Origin of the sequence: Mycobacterium asiaticum (assembly GCF_001673635.1) — a bacterium.
Classification (GTDB): domain Bacteria; phylum Actinomycetota; class Actinomycetes; order Mycobacteriales; family Mycobacteriaceae; genus Mycobacterium; species Mycobacterium asiaticum_C.
The window spans coordinates 39,971-57,631 of sequence record NZ_LZMH01000036.1; the positions used below are offsets into that span (position 1 = coordinate 39,971).

The 17,661-nt window shown below is 68.1% G+C and carries 17 protein-coding genes; 6 read left to right on the top strand and 11 right to left on the bottom strand.

Annotated elements, in window-relative coordinates:
- Positions 1 to 5: 5 nt before the first annotated feature.
- From A5645_RS09975 to A5645_RS09990, 4 genes are all read right to left on the bottom strand, one after another.
- Complete coding sequence (locus A5645_RS09975; protein ID WP_065034197.1) at positions 6 to 833, bottom strand: ABC transporter permease; 828 nt, start codon at positions 831 to 833, stop codon at positions 6 to 8.
- Between the two features lie 234 nt (positions 834 to 1,067).
- Positions 1,068 to 1,451 (bottom strand): nuclear transport factor 2 family protein, encoded by a 384-nt coding sequence (locus A5645_RS09980; protein ID WP_065034196.1) that lies wholly within the window; start codon positions 1,449 to 1,451, stop codon positions 1,068 to 1,070.
- Positions 1,448 to 2,839 carry an FAD-dependent oxidoreductase gene (locus tag A5645_RS09985; protein WP_065129397.1) on the bottom strand — a complete coding sequence of 464 codons (1,392 nt, stop codon included), beginning with the start codon at positions 2,837 to 2,839 and terminating at the stop codon, positions 1,448 to 1,450. Before A5645_RS09985 ends, A5645_RS09980 begins: the two co-directional genes overlap by 4 nt.
- 130 nt (positions 2,840 to 2,969) lie before the next feature.
- Entirely contained in the window at positions 2,970 to 3,638 is a 669-nt protein-coding gene (locus A5645_RS09990; protein ID WP_065129398.1) for an alpha/beta hydrolase, read from the bottom strand.
- A 65-nt stretch (positions 3,639 to 3,703) separates the two neighbouring features.
- On the opposite strand from A5645_RS09990, the gene cobG reads away from it, so the two are divergent.
- From cobG to A5645_RS10005, 3 genes are read left to right on the top strand one after another with little or no spacing between them, the layout of a single operon-like run.
- The gene (gene cobG, locus A5645_RS09995; protein WP_065129399.1) at positions 3,704 to 4,795 is read left to right on the top strand and encodes a precorrin-3B synthase; all 1,092 of its coding nucleotides are present in this window, start codon (positions 3,704 to 3,706) and stop codon (positions 4,793 to 4,795) included.
- A gap of 9 nt (positions 4,796 to 4,804) precedes the next feature.
- A complete protein-coding gene (locus tag A5645_RS10000; RefSeq protein ID WP_065129400.1) occupies positions 4,805 to 5,431 on the top strand; it encodes a precorrin-8X methylmutase in 627 nt (208 codons plus the stop codon).
- Positions 5,428 to 6,900, top strand: coding sequence for a precorrin-2 C(20)-methyltransferase (locus tag A5645_RS10005; RefSeq protein ID WP_065129401.1), 1,473 nt, complete (start codon positions 5,428 to 5,430; stop codon positions 6,898 to 6,900). The genes A5645_RS10000 and A5645_RS10005 overlap by 4 nt, the downstream gene beginning before the upstream one ends.
- On the opposite strand, the gene bla is transcribed toward A5645_RS10005, so the two are convergent.
- The 6 genes from bla to dprE2 form a co-directional block, all read right to left on the bottom strand.
- Positions 6,897 to 7,802, bottom strand: coding sequence for a class A beta-lactamase (gene bla, locus A5645_RS10010; protein ID WP_065129402.1), 906 nt, complete (start codon positions 7,800 to 7,802; stop codon positions 6,897 to 6,899). The two genes, A5645_RS10005 and bla, sit on opposite strands and share 4 nt — an antisense overlap.
- A gap of 25 nt (positions 7,803 to 7,827) precedes the next feature.
- The gene (locus tag A5645_RS10015) at positions 7,828 to 9,315 is read right to left on the bottom strand and encodes a PPE family protein (RefSeq protein WP_065129403.1); all 1,488 of its coding nucleotides are present in this window, start codon (positions 9,313 to 9,315) and stop codon (positions 7,828 to 7,830) included.
- A gap of 96 nt (positions 9,316 to 9,411) precedes the next feature.
- Positions 9,412 to 10,158: a cobalt-precorrin-6A reductase gene (locus A5645_RS10020; protein WP_065034188.1), complete on the bottom strand. Its 747-nt coding sequence runs from the start codon at positions 10,156 to 10,158 to the stop codon at positions 9,412 to 9,414.
- Positions 10,158 to 10,907 carry a precorrin-4 C(11)-methyltransferase gene (gene cobM / locus A5645_RS10025; protein WP_065034187.1) on the bottom strand — a complete coding sequence of 250 codons (750 nt, stop codon included), beginning with the start codon at positions 10,905 to 10,907 and terminating at the stop codon, positions 10,158 to 10,160. The genes A5645_RS10020 and cobM overlap by 1 nt, the downstream gene beginning before the upstream one ends.
- Complete coding sequence (locus tag A5645_RS10030; protein WP_065129404.1) at positions 10,904 to 12,079, bottom strand: bifunctional cobalt-precorrin-7 (C(5))-methyltransferase/cobalt-precorrin-6B (C(15))-methyltransferase; 1,176 nt, start codon at positions 12,077 to 12,079, stop codon at positions 10,904 to 10,906. The genes cobM and A5645_RS10030 overlap by 4 nt, the downstream gene beginning before the upstream one ends.
- Entirely contained in the window at positions 12,076 to 12,825 is a 750-nt protein-coding gene (gene dprE2 / locus A5645_RS10035) for a decaprenylphospho-beta-D-erythro-pentofuranosid-2-ulose 2-reductase (RefSeq protein ID WP_065034185.1), read from the bottom strand. The genes A5645_RS10030 and dprE2 overlap by 4 nt, the downstream gene beginning before the upstream one ends.
- Before the next feature lie 35 nt (positions 12,826 to 12,860).
- Here dprE2 and A5645_RS10040 point away from each other — a divergent pair, with 35 nt between their 5' ends.
- Positions 12,861 to 13,268, top strand: a complete 408-nt coding sequence (locus tag A5645_RS10040) for a F420-dependent biliverdin reductase (RefSeq protein WP_065034184.1) — start codon at positions 12,861 to 12,863, stop codon at positions 13,266 to 13,268.
- 10 nt (positions 13,269 to 13,278) lie between these two features.
- On the opposite strand, the gene A5645_RS10045 is transcribed toward A5645_RS10040, so the two are convergent.
- A complete protein-coding gene (locus A5645_RS10045; protein WP_065129405.1) occupies positions 13,279 to 14,733 on the bottom strand; it encodes a phosphoinositide-specific phospholipase C-related protein in 1,455 nt (484 codons plus the stop codon).
- Between the two features lie 165 nt (positions 14,734 to 14,898).
- Here A5645_RS10045 and A5645_RS27015 point away from each other — a divergent pair, with 165 nt between their 5' ends.
- Together A5645_RS27015 and A5645_RS10055 are read left to right on the top strand one after the other, a co-directional pair.
- Complete coding sequence (locus tag A5645_RS27015) at positions 14,899 to 15,213, top strand: DUF2563 family protein (RefSeq protein ID WP_081288266.1); 315 nt, start codon at positions 14,899 to 14,901, stop codon at positions 15,211 to 15,213.
- Positions 15,195 to 17,576, top strand: coding sequence for a putative alpha/beta hydrolase (locus tag A5645_RS10055; RefSeq protein WP_065129407.1), 2,382 nt, complete (start codon positions 15,195 to 15,197; stop codon positions 17,574 to 17,576). The genes A5645_RS27015 and A5645_RS10055 overlap by 19 nt, the downstream gene beginning before the upstream one ends.
- Positions 17,577 to 17,661: the final 85 nt, after the last annotated feature.

Sequence of the window (17,661 nt, forward strand, 5' to 3'; positions counted from 1 at the left end):
GCCTTTCATTGTCGGTACCGCAGCGCGCGACGCTCGACGAGGCGGACGAGCGCGTCGGTCGCGATGCCCAGCAACGCATAGACGGTCAGGCCGAAGATGATGATGTCAATGCGCAGAAAGTCGCGTGCATTGTTGATCAGGAAACCGATTCCCTTGTCGGCGTTGACCTGTTCGGCCACGATCAGCGTCAGCCAGGCAATGGCCAGCGACTGCCGGAAGCCGACCAGTACCTGCGGTGCGGCGCTCGGGACGATGATCCGGGTGAACCGCTGCCAGAACGAAAAGCCCAGCACCTGAGCGGTTTCGAACAGTTTCGGATCGACCTGGCGGATCGCCGAGAAACTGTTGAGATACAGCGGGAACGTCACCCCCAGCGCCACCAGCAACACTTTCGGCAGCTCGCCAATCCCGAACCACACGATGAACAGCGGGATCAGACCCAGATGCGGCAGCGCCCGGATCATCTGCATCGGCGGGTCGACCGTCGCCTCGAACCAGCGCGACAGCCCTACCGCGGAACCGAGTACCAATCCCACGATCCCGCCCAGTGCCAACCCCTCGATGACCCGCAAACCCGACACCTGCAACGCGTCGAAGAGTTGGCCGTTGTGGATCAGTTCCAGACCCGCATCAGCGATGAGCGAGGGAGCAGGCAGCACCGACTCCGGGATAACCTCGACAGCGCTCCCCAGCTGCCATATCCCAAGGGACAGCAACGGCGAAGCCCAGCGCAGGATGTCCCATTTGCGGCGCGCCCAACGGCCGGCCGGGCTGACTCCCGTGGTGCCGGCGACCCTATTCGGGGCAGCAACGAGCGCGGTGGCAATGCTCACCGGGCAGACACTAAAGCGCTATCAGCCGGTGCCGTAAGGGTTTTCCTCTGCGTGACGACAAACGCCACTCCGGGGGTGCGGACGTCGAATCCGGCGAGCTCTGGGTGACGCAGAACGTCGTGGTGTGCTTGGGGCGACCAGGGAAAAACTCGGGCAGACCGTCCTTGCCCGGGTACCAGCCCGCCGCAGCCGGTGATCCAGATGGTCTGCGGCGTGCCGGCTTCATATCCTCGATCAGCAGGCGACTTGCCGGACGCCGAAGACCCGTTCCATTAGGGCTGCGTCACCGAAGGTCCGGACGTTGACCACCCTGCCGTCCTGGAACTGGTAGACGTCGGCTTGCCGGGCAACATTTGCGCCGAAACGCAATTCGGTCAGCACGATGACCGACTCGCCGTCGGTGAAAAACCGCTTCGGCTCGATGCCGGTGAGCTTCGCTGCGACCCGCTGCAGCAGTTCGACGACCGCGGCCCGGCCACCGTACGTCCCGCTGATTGAACTCTCGCCGTTGACATTCCACTCCACCGAGCCGTCGAAGATACTCAACACCGAATCCAGGTCACCGGCGCTCAATGCGTGGTAGGCCTGCTCCACGGTGTGGAGGTTCTCCAACGTCATGCGCTTGCGACCAAGCGTCCGTCGGACCCCTCGTGGACGGAGTGCCCGCCCGCCCGGCGGTGCTGTGCGCGCAGAATGCGGAGCAGAATTGGGGGGCGCAATAACCGGAGCGGCGAGTCCAGCATTCCGACGACGCGCATGAACTGCCCCGCGACGACCGGGTCCGTCTCACTGGCGATCATCACCGGCTCGAGACACGCATTGCTGATCCGGATCGACACCGGTCGCGGCCCAGGGACTTCCGGCAAAGCCAGGTCCGAGGCGACGGCGGTCTGCCACGCCACCCGCACATGCTTCGCTGCCAGCCGGGTAAAGCGGCGCGTCAGCCCGCTCCCCCCGTGGCGCAGACAATCGCGCAGCACGGTCGCCTCGATGGCCGCGATCGTCATGCCCTGCCCGTAGATCGGGTTGAAGCTGCACACCGCATCGCCGACGACCAGCAAACCCTCCGGTAACCGGTGCAGTTTGTCGTAACGACGCCAGCGGTTGGATGGGACGCGATGGTGCACGACGTCGCCGATCGGCTCGGCGGCGCGAATCGCCTCGACCACCCGGCGTGGCGCCAATTCCGCTGCATAGTCGAGTATTTCGGCATGATCGCGGGGCGGAACCACCCCCGCCATGGTGCCGGCGCCGACCATATACGTGTCGTCCTCGTACCCGATCATGGCGAACATCCTTGGCCGTCCCGGCGCCGGGAAACGGGCAATCATGTGCTCCTTGATCACCCCGGCGGGGATGCGCAGCAGCTGGCACGCGTAGGCCAACTGAACCACCACTTCGTCTTCTCGCGGCCGGTCATAGCCGAGTTCTTCGAGGAAGACCGGGGTCCGGGAACCGCGGCCGGTGGCGTCGACCACGACATCGGCGGTCAGTGTCTCGGTACTATCGTCGGCGCGGTTTACCACCCGCACACCCGTTACCCGGCGACGATCCGGCGTGGCGGTCAGGCCCACGACGTCCTGGCCCTCCCGGAACGTTACGTCGGCAATTGACCGAACACGTTGCCGCACCGCGTATTCCAGCATCGGACGGCTCGGGGACAAGATCCGCGGCGCGTCCACCGAGCGCCCCTCTCGCACCAGCTGGTGTCCACCGAACGACCAGTCGAGTTTGGCAAGGTCACCGTCATCCCACCGGCTGACGCCGCGAACTAGCAGGTCGTCGCTGAAGCCGGGGAACAGCTCGTCGAGAACCTGGACCAGCCGCGCGAGGCAGGAATGAATCAGCCTGCCCTGGGGGACGCCGCGCCGGTTCACGGGTTCCGTCGGCAGGACATCTCGCTCGACAACCGTCACCCGGCGGTAGAACTCGGACAGGACGCGAGCCGCCAACAACCCGCCCATACTGGCACCCAGCACCACCGCATGATCTCCGCGTTGCTCCATTGCACACTCCTGGCCGCTCGAATAGGACTGTTCGAAGTCTCCGGTCAAGCGAAGCGGTGTGCCTAAGTAGTGGCGTACTGCACTTCGGTTTCGCACGCTACTAATGCAGCGCGCCGCCCGATGTTGCCGGTCAGCGACCGATCAGTGCCGCGATCCGCGCGGCGACCTCGGCGGCGACCCGCTGGGCCGCTGCCCCGGTCCCGGGTACGTAGCGATCGGCGGCGGCGTCGTAATCGGCGCCGGCGATCGTCCCGTGGTCGGCGTCCAGTTCCGCCAGTTGCACCGGCCATCCGCGCTGTTCGAGGGCCGCGGCGAAGTCCCGGCTGGCGCTCACCGGGACCACATCATCGGCCAGGCCGTGCAGCAAGGTGAACGGCGCCCCGACGTGCTCGGACCGCAGCATGTCGGTGACCGGGCGGCCCGAGATCGGATCCGGCGCCATGAAGGCGCCCGCCAGGCACACCGTATGCGCCAGTTGAACTTTCAGATTGTCGGCGTCGAAGGTGACCCCCGCCGCGGCCGCGGCCCCCATTGACCACCCGACCAGCACGATGGGACCGTCAGTTCGCCCGCGGGCGAACTCCAGCGAACCCAGCAGGTCCGCCCGTCCGCCGTCGTCGGCATGGGAGTTCCAATCCGGGGCCACCACGGCGGCGCCGTGCCCGGCCAGCAGCCCCGCAAGTGGCCGGACGGCGGCGCGGGCATCGGTCTGCATGCCGTGCCACAGCAGAATCGTGGGCTGGTCGGGGCCGCCGAAGACGTCGGCCGAGCGTCCCGGGGCGTACTCCACCGTCTCCATGCCCCCGGTGTGCCCCCGTCGGCGGGGATCCAATCACCTCCGGCGCCACCCCGTACCGTGGATGGGTGTCCAGGACCCGCGATTCCGACGCTTGCCCCGGTGCGCTGCAGGTGCATCAGGCCGCGGACGGTGCCCTAGTGCGGGTGCGGTTGCCTGGCGGCAGGATCAGCGCCGCCCAGTTGGCCACGTTGGCCGGGGTGGCACAGGAATTAGGCTCGGCGACGCTGGAGCTGACCGCACGCGGCAACGTGCAGTTGCGGGCGATCAGGGATGTCACCGCGGTCGCCGAAGCGGTCGCGGCAGCCGGGTTGTTGCCGTCGGCGACGCACGAACGCGTTCGCAACATCGTCGCGTCGCCGCTGTCGGGCCGGGTCGGCGGCAACGCGGACGTGCGGCCGTGGATCACCGAGCTGGACGCGGCGATCCGCGCCGAACCCCGCCTCGCCGACTTGGGCGGGCGGTTCTTCTTCAGCCTGGACGACGGCCGAGGCGATGTATCGGGCCTGTGCGCCGACGCCGGCGTGCACGTGGGCCCGGACGGCCCGACGCTACTGCTGGCCGGCCGCGACACCGGCGTGCGACCCAGCGACGTCACCGCGGCCCTGGTCGATGTTGCAGTGCGGTTCCTTGAGACTCGCGAAAAGGCTTGGCGGATAACGGAACTGGCAAATCCAGCCGAATTGTTGCCCGGCGTGGAGCTCGGCGCCGCGTTCATGCCGGCCCAAAAACCGCCGATCGGCTGGATCACCCAGGACGACGGCAGGGTGACCCTGGGCGCCGCGGTGCCGCTGGGCGTGTTGCCCGCCCGGGACGCGGAGTTCCTTGCGGCGATCGAGGCGCCCGTGCTGTTCACGCCGTGGCGCACGGTGCTGGTGTGCGACCTCACCGAAGAGGTGGCCGACGTCGCCCTGCGGGTGCTGGCGCCGCTGGGTCTGGTGTTCGACGAGAACTCGCCCTGGCTGACGGTGAGCGCATGCACCGGCAGCCCCGGCTGCGCGCGCTCGCTTGCCGACGTGCGCGCCGATGCTGAGGCCGCGCTGGACCCGGCGTACCCGGTGCACCGGCACTTTGTCGGTTGCGAACGCGCGTGCGGTAGCCCGCTGCACGGAGAAGTGCTGATCGCTACCGGGACGGGCTACCAGGTACGCAGGTCTTAAGGTGGGCGGGTGCTCGACTACATTCGCGACGCTGCGGAGATCTACCGGCAGTCGTTCGCGACGATCCGCGCCGAAGCCGACCTGACGCGCTTTCCCGCTGACGTCGAGCGCGTGGTGGTCCGGCTGATTCACACCTGCGGTCAGGTCGACGTCGCCGAGCATGTGGCCTTCACCGACGACGTCGTGGCCCGGGCTGGCGCCGCCCTGCGCGCGGGCGCACCCGTGTTGTGCGATTCGTCCATGGTGGCGGCCGGCATCACCGCCGCGCGGCTACCGGCCGGCAATGAGGTGGTGTCGCTGGTCGCCGACCCGCGCGCGGCCGACCAGGCCGCCACCCGCCAGACCACCAGGTCGGCGGCCGGCGTCGAGTTGTGGGCCGACCGCCTGGGTGACGCCGTCGTGGCCGTCGGGAACGCGCCCACCGCGCTGTTCCGACTGCTGGAACTGATCGACGAGGGCGCGCCCACGCCGGCGGCGGTGCTGGGCGGGCCGGTCGGATTCGTGGGTTCGGCGCAGTCCAAGCAGGAGCTGGTGGCACGCCCGCGCGGCATGTCCTACCTCGTGGTGCAGGGGCGCCGGGGTGGCAGCGCCATGGCCGCCGCCGCTGTCAACGCGATAGCGACCGAGCGCGAATGACGCCGCGGGGCACGCTGTGGGGTGTCGGGCTGGGTCCCGGCGATCCGGAGTTGGTGACGGTCAAGGCGGCCCGGGTGATCGGCGAAGCCGACGTGGTGGCCTATCACAGCGCGCGTCACGGCCGGAGCATTGCGCGCGGTATCGCCGCACCGTATTTGCGGCCGGGCCAGATCGAGGAACACCTGGTGTACCCGGTGACGACAGAAACGACCGATCATCCCGGCGGCTATGCGGGCGCGCTGGAGGACTTCTACGTCGAAGCCACCGAGCGGATCGCCGCGCACCTGGCCGCCGGACGCAATGTCGCGCTGCTGGCCGAAGGCGACCCGCTGTTCTACAGCTCCTACATGCATCTGCACACCCGGCTCACGGAGCGGTTCGACGCGGTGATCGTGCCGGGCGTGACCTCGGTCAGCGCCGCCTCGGCGGCCGTGGCGACCCCGCTGGTGGCCGGCGAGGAAGTGCTCTCGGTGCTGCCCGGCACCCTGCCGGTGGGCGAGTTGACCCGGCGGCTGGCCGACGCCGACGCGGCGGTGATCCTGAAGCTGGGACGCTCCTATCACAATGTGCGCGAAGCGCTTTCGGCATCCGGTCAACTCGACGACACGTTCTACGTGGAGCGGGCCAGCACCCCCGGCCAGCGGGTACTGCCCGCCGCCGACGTCGACGAGTCCAGCGTCCCCTACTTCTCGCTGGCCATGCTGCCGGGCGGTCGGCGTCGGCACCGGGCGGCAGGCTCGGTGGCCGTGGTGGGTCTGGGTCCGGGCGGCATCGAGTGGATGACGCCGCAGAGCCGACGCGAGCTGGCCGACGCGACGGACCTGATCGGCTACGGCGGATACCTGGACCGGGTGCCCGTCCGCGACGGCCAGCGCCGCCACCCCAGCGACAACACCGACGAACCCGCCCGGGCCCGGCTGGCCTGTTCGCTGGCCGAGCAGGGGCACGCTGTGGCGGTGGTGTCCTCGGGCGACCCGGGTGTGTTCGCGATGGCAACAGCGGTCCTCGAAGAAGCCAAACAGTGGCCGGCCGTGCAGGTTCGGGTGATTCCTGCGATGACGGCGGCACAGGCGGTGGCCAGCCGGGTCGGCGCGCCGCTGGGCCACGACTACGCAGTGATCTCGCTCTCCGATCGGCTCAAGCCATGGGACATCATCGCCGCCCGACTCGAGGCCGCGGCCGCCGCCGATCTGGTCCTTGCCATCTACAACCCTGCGTCGAAGGCCCGGACGTGGCAGGTGGGCGCCATGCGCGACGTGTTACTGCGCCACCGCGACCCCGGCACGCCGGTCGTCGTCGGGCGCAACGTGTCCGGGCCCGACGAGGATGTCCGGGTGGTGGCGCTGGCCGAGCTGAACCCCGCCGACGTCGACATGCGCTGCCTGCTGATCATCGGCTCGTCGCAAACTCAATGGCAGTCAACCGATTTCGGCGATCGGGTGTTCACTCCCCGTCGCTACCCCGGCTAGACCCCCAAGGCAGAAGCCACAATCCGCGCGGCGTCGGCGACGAACGCGTCGTTGGGTTGCGCGCCGTAGCCGCCGCCGACGAAATCGGAGTAGATGGCGATCACGTGCGGCGCTCCGCTGGGCGACCACACCACCGCGACGTCGTTGGTACGGCCGTAGTCGCCCGAACCGGTTTTGTCGGCCACCTTCCAGTCGGGCGGAAATGCCGCGCGGATCCGCTTGCCGCCGGTGGTGCTTCGGGTCATCCAGTCGACCAGCAGCACCCGCTTGTCGGCCGGTAAGTCGTCACCGAGCAGAAGTTGTTGGAAGACAAGGGCAATGGCGTGCGGGGTCGTGGTGTCCCGCGGATCGTCGGGCGCGTCGCGGTTGAGTTGCGGCTCGGGCTGGTCAAGCCGACTCACGTTGTCCCCCAAGGTGCGCAGGTAGGCGGTGAAGCCGGCGGGACCGCCGACCTCGGCGAGCAACAGGTTGGCGGCGGTGCCGTCGCTGTAGCGGACGGCGGCATCACACAATTGCCCTACGGTCATTCCGGTGTCGACGTGCTGCTCGGTCACCGGTGACACGGAGTTGATGTCGGACCTGTTGTAGCTGACCAGCTTGTCGAGGTGATCCAGCGGGTACTGGTGCAGGACCGCCGCGGCCAGTGGCGCTTTGAAGGTGGAGCAGAAAGCGAACCGCTCGTCGGCGCGGTAGGCGATCGCCGGCTCGGGCACGTAGACACCCAGCCGCCCCTCGTATCGCCGCTCCAATTGGTCGAACTGGTGGGACAGGTCCGGCGCGACCCTGGGGGTTGTGTTCGACGTGGTCGGTTGGTCGGCCTTGGGGGCGCACGCACACACGGTCAACGCAATCCCGGCTGCCATGGAGAGTGCCTTGCGGCGGGTGAGCGGTGGTGTGCGCATTTCGCGCAACAGTGTGCCACGCGCCCTAGTTCCGGTCGTCGTCCCAACTGCTGGGCAACATGGGCAACCTGCCGTCGTCGGGCAAGGTGGCCAATCCCGTCGCGTGTGCCGACGCGGATCCGGTCGCGGCTCCGGCGAACCCCAGCGACCCGGCGCCTGCCGGGGACGGTGCGGCGGCGTCCAGGTATTCGTACCGGTTGCCCTGATCCTTCACCGTCGCGCCCCGGTGGCGACGACGGCGGACCCGGTCGTCCGCCGGTGCGATCGCCGGCGCCGGGGCCGCCGCGTCGTCAGGCGCCGGTTCGGGAGCCTGACGGCGCGCGCGGTTACTGGCGCTGCTTCGGGCGGACAACTCCGAGAGACCCACTGCGTACAAGGAATCGCTGACGCCGGCCGTCGCCCCGGTCGGGTCGGTGAGGGTGGGACCGAAGCCGGCCGCACCACCACCACCGGCCGGGCCTGCCCCGGTGGTCGTCACGGCACTGGGCGCGGCGGTGCTCGGTGCGGCATGGCCGACGCTCGTCGGCGCCACGCCGGCCGTCGGTGGCACCGGGACACTGGAGCCCGGCGCGGCGGTGGCCAGCGGCGTGGCGACCGAAAGCGGAATGGCGATGCCGGCCGCCCCGACGCCGATCGTCCCACCCAGTCCGACCGCACCCAACCCGGACGCGACGACGAATACCGGGGCCAGTGACACGGCCAGGCTGACCGCCTGCTGCCCGAACGGCCAGAAGATCATCAGCGTGTGGAACGTGGCCCACGCCAGCGCGGTGGCCAGCACCGGAGAGATGCCCGGGATCTGCCCCAGTGCGGCGCTGAGCCCGTTGGCGAAGGGAACCGCCGGGATGGGCCACCCGCCCGGATTGAGGTCCTTGGAGACCGGCCAGGCGAACTTCGAGGTGTACTGCTGAATGACGGCGGCCAGCTGATCCTGCCAGGTGGTGGGGGCGGCGGCCTGCTGAGCGGTGTCGCCGTGCTGCGCGACGATCTTGGGCGCCGGCGTGGTGGCCGGCTCGGCGGCGACCGCGGTCTCCGCCGCCGCCTGGTAAGTGGTCATGGTCTCGGCAGCCTGCAGCCACATGCGCACGTAATCGGCTTCGTTGACGGCGATGGGGATGGTGTTGATGCCGAAGAAGTTGGTCGCCACCAGCGCGGCATGCACGGCATGGTTGGCGGCGAGTTCGGCCAGCGTGGGCATGGCGGCGAGCGCGACGGTGTAGGCGCTGGCGGCGGCTTGGTGCGTCACGGCGGCTTCGGCACTTTTCGCGGCGGTGTTCAGCAGCCACGCCAGGTAGGGGGCGTGGGCGGTCACATACGCTTCGGCGGTGGGTCCGTCCCAGGCCCCTTGCACCGCGCCGAGTAGCTCGGTGAGCTCGTCGGCCGCCTCGGTGTAGGTGGTGCTCAGCGACGACCACGCCTGCGCGGCCGCCAACAGCGATTCTGGCCCAGGCCCACTGCTCAATAGCGCCGAAGGCACCTCCGGCGGCAGGGCCAGCCACAGCGGAGCCGTCATCGTCGGCGACCTGCCCCCAGCACCACGATCTACCTCCCCCAGAGCCGCTCGGGCTGTGAGCGGCTTCCGTCTCAGGTAGTCGGATCGGTGCGCGCGCTAGTTCCCCGCATTTGAATTGGATGTGAGGCCGCTGACCCATCGCGCTGCCTCTTCGACGGTGCCGACCGCGCGTACCCAGTCCGGTAGCGGCGGTCGCGCCACCATTACGACCGGGATCCGCAACGAGGCGGCCGCGTCCAATTTTCCGCGGGTCATCTCACCGCCGCTGTTCTTGGTCACCAGCGCATCGATGCGGTGGTCGGCCATCAGTCGGAGTTCGTCCTCGTAGCGATAGGGACCGCGGGAGAGCAGCAGCGTGCGGCGACGCGGCAGTCGGTCGTCGTCGGGCGCGGTGACGGCTCGGATCAGGAACCACGCGTCGCTGTCGGCGAACGCCCCGACCGCCGATCGGCCGGTGGTCAGGAAGACCCGCGCATAACCCTGTCGCGCAACCTCTTCGGCGGCGGCGCGATCCGAGGCCACGACGGTGGCCGCACCGGGATCCCACGCGGGCCGGGCGAGCACGAGATGCGGTAGGCGCAGTTCGCGGCAAACCTGTGCGGCGTGGGCGGTCATGGTCGCCGCGAACGGGTGGGTGGCGTCGACGACCGCGTCGATGCGTTCGTCGCGCAGCCACCGGCGCAGCCCGTCGACGCCGCCGAACCCGCCGATGCGCACCGGGCCTACCGGCAACGCCGGGTCGGGCACCCGGCCCGCCAGCGAGCTGACAATATCGACCTGCGGGTGCAGGGCTTGTGCCAAGGCGCGTCCTTCGGCGGTGCCGCCCAGCAGGAGCACCCGCATCAATGGTCCCTGCGCCTGGCCGCCGAATAGAGATAGCTGTCGGTGAAGCCTTCGGCGGCCAGCACGTCTCCGACGACGATGACGGCGGTCTTGGTGATTCCGGCCTGCCGCATCTGGGCGGCGATGTCGGTCAGGGTGCCGCGCAGCACGGTCTGTTGCGGCCAGCTCGCGAAAGCCACCACGGCGACCGGCGTTTCGGGCCGGTACCCACCGGCCAAAAGCTGCGGAACGATGGCGTCGATCTGTGCGGCGGCCAGATGCAGCACCAGGGTGGCACCGGTTGCGGCGAGGCTCGCCAGGTCTTCCCCGGGCGGCATCGCCGTGGACAGTGTTGACACCCGGGTCAGCGTCACGGTCTGGGCGACCCCGGGCACGGTCAGTTCACGCTTGAGTGCCGCGGCCGCGGCGGCGAAAGCTGGTACACCAGGCACGATTTCGTAGCCGATGCCCAGCGCGTCGAGCCGACGGCACTGCTCGGCAAGGGCACTGTACAGCGACGGGTCACCGGAATGCAGCCGCGCCACGTCGTGGCCGGCGGCGTCGGCGGCGGCGAGCTCGTCAATGATCTGGTCCAGCGTGAGCGGGCCGGTGTCGATGACGCTGGCGTCGGATCGGCAGTGCGCCAACAGGTCTTGCGGCATGATCGAGCCCGCGTACAGGCACACCTGGCATGTTTCGAGCAGACGCAGACCACGCACGGTGATCAGATCCGCGGCGCCGGGGCCGGCGCCGATGAAGTACACCGTCATCGCTTCACTACCGACCACTGGGTGACGGGATGCTGCGGTCGCCAGCCGCTGAAGCCGCCCAGCGGCTCGGCCTGGTAGTGCTGGAACCGGCGCAAGTCACCACCGTAGCGGGAATGGCTCTGCGCCAGCAGACTTTCCGATTCCACGGTGACCGCGTTGGCCACCAGCCGACCACCGGCGGGCAGGCGCTTGAGGCAGGCGTCCAGCAGATCGGGGTGAGTGAGGCCGCCGCCGATGAAGATCGCCGACGGTGCCGGGGCACCGTCGAATCCGCCCGGTGCCGCCCCACGTGTCTCGATGTCCACCCCGTGCGCCGTCGCGTTGGCTACGATGTTGGCACGGCGGCGTTCGTCGCGTTCAAACGCTATGGCGGTGCAGCCCGGCCCGCTGCGGCACCATTCGATGGAGATGCTGCCCGAACCAGCCCCGACATCCCAAAGCCGTTGTCCCGGGGCGGGAGCCAAGACCGCCATGGTGACCGCCCGGATGGTGTGTTTGGTGATCTGACCGTCGTGGACGAAGGCGTCGTCGGGAAGTTGGGCGGCGCGTTCGTCGGGCAGGTACTGCACCGCAACCACATTGAGGTCGTCGACGTCGGCGGGCATGTGATCGGCCCAGTCCCGCGCGGTGCCGTCTCGACGGCGCTCGGCGGGAGCACCGAGTTGTTCGAGCAGGGTCAGCTCCGAGTCGCCACGTCCGTGCTGCCGGAGTAGCCCGGCCAGAGCCAGTGGTGTTGTACGGTTGCGGGACAGGATAATTGCCCGTCCCCCGCGCCGCACCGCCGTGTGCGGCTCGGCTGTGACGAGGCTGATCACCTCGGTGTCGTGGACGTTCCAGCCCATCCGGGCGCATGCCAGGGTGACCGATGAGACGTGCGGCAGCACCCGCACGTTGGCGGCGCCGAACAACCGGATCAGCGTTCCGCCGATTCCGTGCAGCAGCGGGTCGCCACTGGCGACGACGTGAACGTCGGCCGCCGCGTCGTCCAGGAGCTTCTCCAAGACGGGCAGCAGCGGCGAGGGCCACTGCCGACGCGGTGCGCTCACCGTGTCGTCGAGCAGGTCGAGTTGCCGTTTCGACCCGTAAATGACTGTGGCGGAGCGTAATTCAGATCGGGATTGATCCGACAGGCCGGACATGCCGTCGGCGCCGACGCCGACCACGATGATCATCTCGGCATCCTGCGCCAGACGACTTGCGGCAGCAGCTTCAGGGTGAAAAACATCGGCCGCAGCGCCCACGGAATCCAGACGCTGCGTCGGCCTTTGGCCAGTGCTTTCGCCGTGGCGGCGGCGACCTGCTGGGGTGTGCTGGACAGCGGCGCCGGTGTCATGCCCTCGGTCATACGCCCGATGACGAACCCGGGGCGAGCGATCAGCAACCGCACCCCGGTGCCGTGCAGGGCGTCGGCCAGTCCGTTGGCGAACCCGTCCAGGCCGGCCTTTGCCGAGCCGTAGACGTAGTTCGCGCGTCGGACCCGCACGCCGGCCACCGACGAGAACACGACGAGCGATCCCCGGTTGGCGGTGCGCATGTGTGCCGCCAGGATGGTCAGCAAGCTGACCTGCGCGACGTAATCGGTGTGCACGATGGCGACGGCGTGCGCGGCGTCCACCTCGGCGCGGCCCTGGTCGCCGAGGATGCCGAAGGCCAGCACCGCGGTGCCGATGGGGCCGTGCTCGGCGATGATTGCCTCGACGAGGCGAGCGTGGGAGGCGACGTCGTCGGCGTCGAACTCCTTGGTGTACACGGCTGCCGCGCCGGCGTCTTGAACCGCGGCCACTTGGTCGTCGAGTTCGTTTGCGCGGCGTGCCGCAAGCAGCACCGTGGCTCCGGGAGCCAGGTGCCGCGCGAGCTCGACGCCGATCTCGCTGCGGCCGCCGAAAATTACTACCGGACCGCTGCCCGTGTCATCCACGGCTGTGATTATGGCCTGCGCTAGCGTGAAGGGCGATGGCCAAGACCACTACGCGGCTCACCGACGACGCGCTGGCGTTTCTCTCCGAACGCCATCTGGCGATGTTGACGACGCTGCGGGCCGACAATTCGCCGCACGTGGTGGCGGTGGGATTCACCTTCGACCCCAGGACCCACATTGCAAGGGTGATCACCACCGGGGGTTCCCAGAAGGCGGTCAACGCCGAGCGTGGCGGCGTCGCGGTGCTCAGTCAGGTCGACGGCGCGCGCTGGCTGTCGTTGGAGGGCCGCGCCACGGTCAACAAGGAGATCGACGCCATCCGCGATGCCGAACTGCGGTACGCGCAGCGTTATCGCACCCCGCGGGCGAACCCGCGCCGGGTCGTCATCGAGGTCCAGGTGGAACGGGTGCTGGGCTCGTCGGATTTGTTGGATCGCGGCTAGTCGCTCGCTGCTACGGCGAGATCATGTACTGCACCCATGCGCCGCCGCCCGGGCCGGACGCCGCCCACAGCCGCGAATTCTGAATACCCGTCCGGGGCAGCCCGAAGGTCAAGCCCATGGCGGTGCAGGCCGCAGCGGCATTGGCGAACGGGACCGGCGCCGTTACCGACCACGTGCCCGTTCCGCTGACGCAGGCCGCGGGATGCGCGTCGGTGCAGGGCGCGGCCACCCACCGTCCGTCGGTGCCCTGCAAGGTGCACGAGCCTGCGCCCGCGCGCGGTTCGTCCGGGGCCCAGCTCCATAGCGTCCCCTGGATGCGGCCGTCTTCGGGGAGCAGCTGGTCGAGTCCGAACAGGTTGACACCGCAGAACGTCATGGCCTGCACCTTGGTCGGCGTCAACGCGGCCGGATTGTTGGGCGGCCGGGTGGGGTTGACCAATGCCGAGATGAAAGTCGAGTCCTCGAAGTAGCGGACGATGTTGTTGGCGTAGACGGCCGGGCCGTAGGTGGCGTCACACTTGGGGAACTGCTGGTAGTCGAATGTCGACCCGCTCTGCACCTCCTCGCCTTCCCAGCTGAAAACGGCGGTCCCCAGGCCCGGTGAACAGTCACTGACGAGCACCACCTGTGCGCCCGCGGCCCGGACATCGTTGCGGGAGATGTTGCGCGGGAATGCCGCACAGCCGCTGGGGCCGATATCGGCGGGTGCGGGATGGTAGATGAGGCTGGTCCCGTTGGGCCGCCGCAGACCGGTCTCCATGGTGTTCAACGCAGAGGCGTACGCCGTCGCATCCTTCAGCTGGTCTTCGATCATGATCAGCACGACCTCGTTGGGATGGGTGTTCAACCAATCCGTAATAGCGGGAAGGACTTTGGAGAACAGGGGTTCGGTGGTGCAGCCCAGGTTGCCCTGCTCGGGCGGACGTCCATGGCAAACCGTCACGCCCGGGCGCCCGAGTTGGCCAAGCTGTGGGATGTAGTGCAGGTCCAGTTCGATGCTGCGCACGTCGATGTCGAGCTGCTGAGGCATCGACAGCTGCTGATTGGAATCGGCGTGCGACGGGGTGAATTGGTTCGCCAGACTGTTGAACGAATTGTGGGTGCCGAGCCACTGAGCGTCGCGGAATGGCACCGAGTCGCCGAGAGCGTATTGGAACTGGGCGGTCCGGTGCACCCATGACTGCAGGTAGGCGGCTGTCGCCGCCTGAGTCACCTTGTGCGCCAACGGCACCAGGCACAGGCTGTCGGAAACTCCGACACGGCGGCACTCTGCGGCGACCGCGTCGGCAAACTTCCCGGTGCCCGAACACGGGAATGCGAACGGGCTGATGGCATTACACGGAGCCGTAGGTGAGGGCGGGGTAGGCACCTCGTTGACATCCGCTGTGACGGGCGCGCCCGACGTCAGGGCGAGCATGAAAGCAAACACGACGACGGCGCACTTGATCCACCGAGCGCTGGGCATGGGCTACCCTGGCACGGCTCGACGGACAGAGACGAGAAACGTTGTCGAACTGTAGGAGTGTTGAGATCACTTCGTGAACCACGTCGGGCAGGTGTGGGCCGCGCCGAGGGGTGAATTGCGGGCGGGCGGGCCCGACGTTAGCTTTCCCAGCGAAGGGAGGCCGAAGTGTTCGTTGACACCGAATTGTTGCGAGCGGGTGGTCGCGAGGCTCGCCGCGCGGGGGCGCACACCGAGCAAGCGGCGCAGCATCTTTCGCGTGAGCCGCTGCTTGCGCAGATGTTCGGCGACTTCGGCGCGGGTGAGGCGTTCCGCGTAACGGTCGGAGCCGCGCACGCTCATCAGCTGCGAACCCTGTTGGGTAACAGGACGATCCTGACCGGCGTCGGTGACCACGCCCACCAGGCCGTTGCCGCGTTTCACGCCACCGAGTACGACAACGCCGGCCGGCTTCGAGCGGTGCGGTGCAGCTCCGGAACATAAGCGTTCGGCGTCTGGTCGCCGAAGCCGGCGGTGACCCGTGGGCCGTCAACGCGAGCCTTCAGCGTGGCCGTCCGGCTCAGATCTCGTCGCTGGGTCAGGCGTTTCACGATGCGGGGCAACGGACCGCTGAGGCCGATGCCGCCTTCGGGGAAGCGCGTCGCCGCTTCGAGGCGTCCTGGAACCGCGAGAACGGCGACCATCCGATCAACGACGCCGCCGAGGTTCGTCGCGCCACCCAGTCACTGGGTATCCAGGCGGCGCAGCTCACTGACATCGCAGCCGATTTGGAGCAGGTGGCGGCGCTGCTCGCCGAAGCGCAGCGGGCGACCGCAGCGGTGCTCCAGGCGTTGGAACCTCGGTTGGAGAGCATCGACCGCGAAATAGGTGAGGTGCTCCTGTTCGAGATGGCGCACCTTTTCGACGGGCACGCGGCGATCTCCGATCTGGAACACCTGGCAGTCGAGGAAACGGCGGCTGCGGCCCACCAGGTCGGAAGCATCCGCGACATGTATTCCGAACGGCTCCACCATCTGACGATGCGGATGCGCACCAAGGACGGATACGACGCGGCGCCGATCGAGAACCTGGACGGTTACGAAGCCGAGTCGCCGGAACAAGCCGAACAAGACGTCCACGCGGCCCTTGCCGGAAACCAGGCTGCGGCGTCCCGAGTGAATCAAGTGTTGGACTCGATCACCGCCGAGCAGCTCGCCGGCACGACTCCGCTGACAGGAGACCAGGCTTCGGTACTCAGTCAGTTGCAGGCCCAGCAGCACGGCATGTCCGTGGATGCGCTGGCCGCGGCAGAACGGCGACTCGGTGACCAACGGCAGATGATCGCCAATTCGTGGCAGCTGATGAGTAACCCCGCGATCGTGTTTCCGCGCACCGAGCTCAAACCCGGCGCCCGCCAGGGATCCGACACGATGCGGGGCGGGGCGACGCAGCTGCCCGTAAGCGTGCAAGAAGCGTTCGACGCACCCTTCGAAATTCACACCGATGCGGCGGTGGGACCGATACTGACCGGCGACCCGATGAGGATGCTGACCGACATAGTCATGCGCAGCAATCCCGCCTTTCAAACGAACACCGATCTGGATCGGCGAATGATCCGGCGTGCGGCGGTCGTGATGGATGGCACGCTCGGTCCGGTCCCACCCGCAGAGGTCCATATTGCAATGCGCGACGACGTCTTCGACCCGTTCGTCAGGGACATGTTGGCGGCGGTCTCACCGGACCACCCGGTGGTGCATGACATGCTTACCGGACCCGACCGCGACGCTTTCTTGCAACACGTGCTGCGACATCCCTGGCATGACGACGGGAAAGCTGTTGCCGCGCTGTTTGATTGGACCGCACCGGCCCATGGTCCGGAAGCCGGAATCGCCGGTGAAACCGCACATGCTTATGGGGCCTATATCGGTTCACACGAACACGACTTGCTGCATCTGCCCGGTGAAGAGACGGTGGGCAAGAGAAATCCCGAACTGGTGCGCGCCATGGCGCGCGGACTGGCACCGTATATCGGCAACATCACTGGGACGCGGGGCGCTATACCGGATTTCGGCGAGTTCCCCGGCGCCTACGGCGACGACGACGAGAGCGGCAGATTGCCGATTGCCAAGGGAATGTTCTCGGTGCTCAGTACCGACCGGGTGGCCTCGGACTACTTCAACGGGCTTGCTGACCGCCGGGCGCTGATCGCCGAAGGCAGTTATGTCCAGGCGCTCACGAGCCATGCACCCGATTTGACGGGTTACAACGCCGACTTGCACGAGGCGATGACCCTGCGGGGACTGGTCAACTCCGGGATACACAACGCGGTTCAGGCCGAGGCCGAGAACCACCAGATGGCCGAAAACGCCACACAGCGCGCAGAATACGATCAAAACAAGACCGCTTACGAGTTGGGTGCGAGAGCCACGTCCGCGGCGGCGGGACTGGTGCCGGGGGCAGGGCCCTACGCAGGGCCCCTCGTCGGCATCCTCGGCCAGGCGATCGAGACCGAGGTCTTGGGGCCCGCGCCGACCGAGACGCCGATGCCGACCGATCATCCGTTGGCCAACATGTCGATTGGCCGCGCAGACCGCGAACTACTCAACGCGGTCATGGCCTCCGGACACGGCATCGAGGGCATTCCGCCGCGGTATTTGATCGACGGGCGCATCGGCAGCCCAGATGAGTTGCGGGGAAGAGGTATTCCCGTGGAGTCCGGTATCTACGACGCGACTTTGAACCGGGCGTTGGCGGGATTGTTCACTGAAATCTACGGCGATAATCCTGCTCGGTACGTAATGCCCGACAAAGACATGATTTTGCGCTACAACGCGGTAACCAACGACCCCAACCCGTTGAAGCGATGACGTCGCGGGGCAGTGACTAACTCGATTCGCCGATAGGCGCTAGCATCACCGAATCCCGTCGGCGTGTGGCGGGTCGGGTGGAAGG

Excerpts from the sequence above, each read along its gene's own strand:
- A5645_RS09980 (WP_065034196.1), bottom strand. The coding sequence starts at position 1,451 with ATGACGTTGGAGAACCTCCACACCGTGGAGCAGGCCTACCACGCATTG.
- A5645_RS09985 (WP_065129397.1), bottom strand. The coding sequence starts at position 2,839 with ATGGAGCAACGCGGAGATCATGCGGTGGTGCTGGGTGCCAGTATGGGC.
- A5645_RS09990 (WP_065129398.1), bottom strand. The coding sequence starts at position 3,638 with ATGGAGACGGTGGAGTACGCCCCGGGACGCTCGGCCGACGTCTTCGGC.
- A5645_RS10005 (WP_065129401.1), top strand. The coding sequence starts at position 5,428 with ATGACGCCGCGGGGCACGCTGTGGGGTGTCGGGCTGGGTCCCGGCGAT.
- bla (WP_065129402.1), bottom strand. The coding sequence starts at position 7,802 with ATGCGCACACCACCGCTCACCCGCCGCAAGGCACTCTCCATGGCAGCC.
- A5645_RS10015 (WP_065129403.1), bottom strand. The coding sequence starts at position 9,315 with ATGACGGCTCCGCTGTGGCTGGCCCTGCCGCCGGAGGTGCCTTCGGCG.
- A5645_RS10020 (WP_065034188.1), bottom strand. The coding sequence starts at position 10,158 with ATGCGGGTGCTCCTGCTGGGCGGCACCGCCGAAGGACGCGCCTTGGCA.
- cobM (WP_065034187.1), bottom strand. The coding sequence starts at position 10,907 with ATGACGGTGTACTTCATCGGCGCCGGCCCCGGCGCCGCGGATCTGATC.
- A5645_RS10030 (WP_065129404.1), bottom strand. The coding sequence starts at position 12,079 with ATGATCATCGTGGTCGGCGTCGGCGCCGACGGCATGTCCGGCCTGTCG.
- A5645_RS10040 (WP_065034184.1), top strand. The coding sequence starts at position 12,861 with ATGGCCAAGACCACTACGCGGCTCACCGACGACGCGCTGGCGTTTCTC.
- A5645_RS10045 (WP_065129405.1), bottom strand. The coding sequence starts at position 14,733 with ATGCCCAGCGCTCGGTGGATCAAGTGCGCCGTCGTCGTGTTTGCTTTC.